The 2525-nt window shown below is 32.0% G+C and carries 2 protein-coding genes and 1 pseudogene; all 3 read left to right on the top strand.

Annotation, left to right across the window (positions count from 1 at the left end):
- The coding region (locus RQ893_RS09085; protein WP_311482685.1) for a hypothetical protein at positions 1-265 on the top strand (265 nt) is incomplete at its 5' end.
- A gap of 312 nt (positions 266-577) precedes the next feature.
- A complete protein-coding gene (locus tag RQ893_RS09090; RefSeq protein ID WP_070241521.1) occupies positions 578-1723 on the top strand; it encodes a low temperature requirement protein A in 1146 nt (381 codons plus the stop codon).
- A 687-nt stretch (positions 1724-2410) separates the two neighbouring features.
- Positions 2411-2525: pseudogene (locus RQ893_RS09095) on the top strand (DUF308 domain-containing protein); the annotation flags it as partial.

A 2525-nucleotide genomic window follows, 5' to 3' on the forward strand; every position in this document is an offset into this window, starting at 1 on the left:
TAATGAATACTCTGATAAAGTAAGTGAAATCTTAAAAGCTGTCAAATACATCGAGCATTTCCTACATACTGATGGACAGTACTTAGAGGATTTACTTTACCTAACAAGAGGCAACCAACTATACACAGAAGATGGAAAAGAGTTGTATATTGATCCAACTTCTCAGAAAAGAACACTTCATACCCAATATGAACCTGGTTTTATTGAAGCAAGAGATAAATCTCCACTAGAACTCTTAATTGAAAATAAGGAGCTATTAGATTAAATAAAAAAGCGAGTTTTAGGCTCGCTTTTTCTATTGTATAATCTTATTCTTCAGTTCTTCCGGTTGCTTAGTTGCATTGAACTCAACTCGTTTTGTTGTTCCATCTTTCTCAGTATGATAATAACTTGAATGTTTCAACACCCATTCTTTATTACCAATCATCAAACACTCTGCCTGTGAGTTGGTACATGAGGTAAATGTGTCCAAGGTTTTTACAATTCGCGCCACATAAAGTTATTTAAGCATCTCCTTTTCTCTCATTACCATTTTCTGTTATAATAAATTGTACTTCTAGAATAGAAAGGACTTAAGATGACAACTCTTATTAAACATAAACGTGTAGAATTTTCAGAACTTTTTTATGACCTAGTTTTTGTTTTTGCAATTTCAAAAGTAACTACTTTAATTGAGCATCTTCATAACGGTATTTTGACTTGGAATTCTTTCCTTGATTTTTTCATGGCTGTCTTGGTTCTCACTGATTCATGGATGATTCAAACCGTTTATACCAATCGCTATGGAAAGAACTCTTTATTTAACATGGTAATCATGTTTATCAAAATGGGACTTTTACTCTTTATAGCCAATATGATTGGACCTGATTGGCAACAATATTTTCATTATCTTTGTTGGGCTGTTGGTACATTAACCTTTACCTTATTTTTACAATATTTGGTTGAATTTTTTAGAAAATCAACCGATAATGTTGAACGGGAAAGTATCAAAGGTTTTCTATGGATAACAGGTCTAGGAAGTTTAGGAGTCTATCTAGCAGCTCTTCTTCCTATTTACGTTGGAGTCTCTGTCTTATTTGCTAGTATTCTGCTAACATTTATTATGCCAATTATCTTGCTTAGTAAAGATAAGCATTACCAGGTAAATCTCCCCCATTTAATCGAGCGCATCTCCCTTCTTGTCATTATTACGTTTGGAGAGATGATTATGGAGCTAGCTAACTTCTTTACAATCGAGAATTTCTCGATTTATTCGGTTCTTTATTTCATTATTATGCTTTCTCTGTTCTTGTTTTATTTTGGTCAATTCGACCATGCTATTGATGAAAAATCTAATCAAAAGGGACTATTTCTAATTTACAGTCACTATCCTATTTTCATTGGACTTATTATGATGACCGTTTCGATGAGTTTTCTTCTGAATCCTGAAGCTAATCTTCTCTTTGCAACCAGCTTCTCTTATATCGGATTTGGCCTCTTTCAAGCTGCTGTCCTAGTAAATGGGCCCTATAACAAACACTATCTTCGCTATTCGAAAAGTTACTACTGTGTCCAAGCGACACTCTATCTGGCTGCCTTGATTCTCTCTTTAATCTTTGCTTCTAATCCTATAATAGTAGTGAGTATAACAACCATTTTAGCTCTAGCTATAGCCATTCATTTTATTTATTTTTATATGACACAGAATAAAAAATATTCCAAATCTAACTGGGGGTTCTTTTAATGAGTTTATAACATAAAAAAAGCTTTGGAAACCAAGGATTTAATTTTTTCATTAATTTGTTTTTCCATTTTATCCTCCGATTTGAACTCGCACTGACATTTATTTATAACAACACTATATATCTAGTATGGCATAATCATTAGGTATTATAGGTTTTCAAACCAAATGTGAGTCATTCGTTTTTGCCCCACTTTTGCCCCATTTTTAAATCCTGACATTGAAAATACCTAAATGCATCTTCCAAAAATCATTTGTTTTTCAACATTTTTGATTACTTTCAATATAAAAATTTCTTACACATCCATGTAGGGGGCATAATAAAATTTAAGTAGAAAGAGTTTGGGACAAAAAGATTTCAATTTTTAAAAATCTTAATTATTAAGCCCTTCAAATCTATAATTAAATGCTAAAAGCGAACAAAACTAGTTTTCTGATTACCAGAAAACTAGTTTTGTTCGCTTTTTATATTTGAGGTCGGATTTTTGTCCCATCCTCTTTTTTGTTGTTCCCACTTATAATCTTCTAACCTTGTTATAGTTACAAAAAATAATAAAACAGCCTTTTTTGTTCCACAAAAAGCCATACTAAAATTCTCAAACTATCTATTTCCTTTCTTGATATCTCCCATCAAAAGAGTTAAAATGCTTTCATTCTCAAACTATACTATATAGGGGGTATTGAAATGAAATTTCTAATCGTTTATTGCTATTCCTTGCAGGAGTTGTTTTTATCCTTTTAGCACTTTTTCTATTTACAAACCCAGTAGCTAATCTTGTTGCTTACAGCTGGTGGATTGCATTTG

This window comes from uncultured Anaerococcus sp. (assembly GCF_963510915.1).
In the GTDB taxonomy this organism is placed as follows: Bacteria; Bacillota; Clostridia; order Tissierellales; family Peptoniphilaceae; genus Anaerococcus.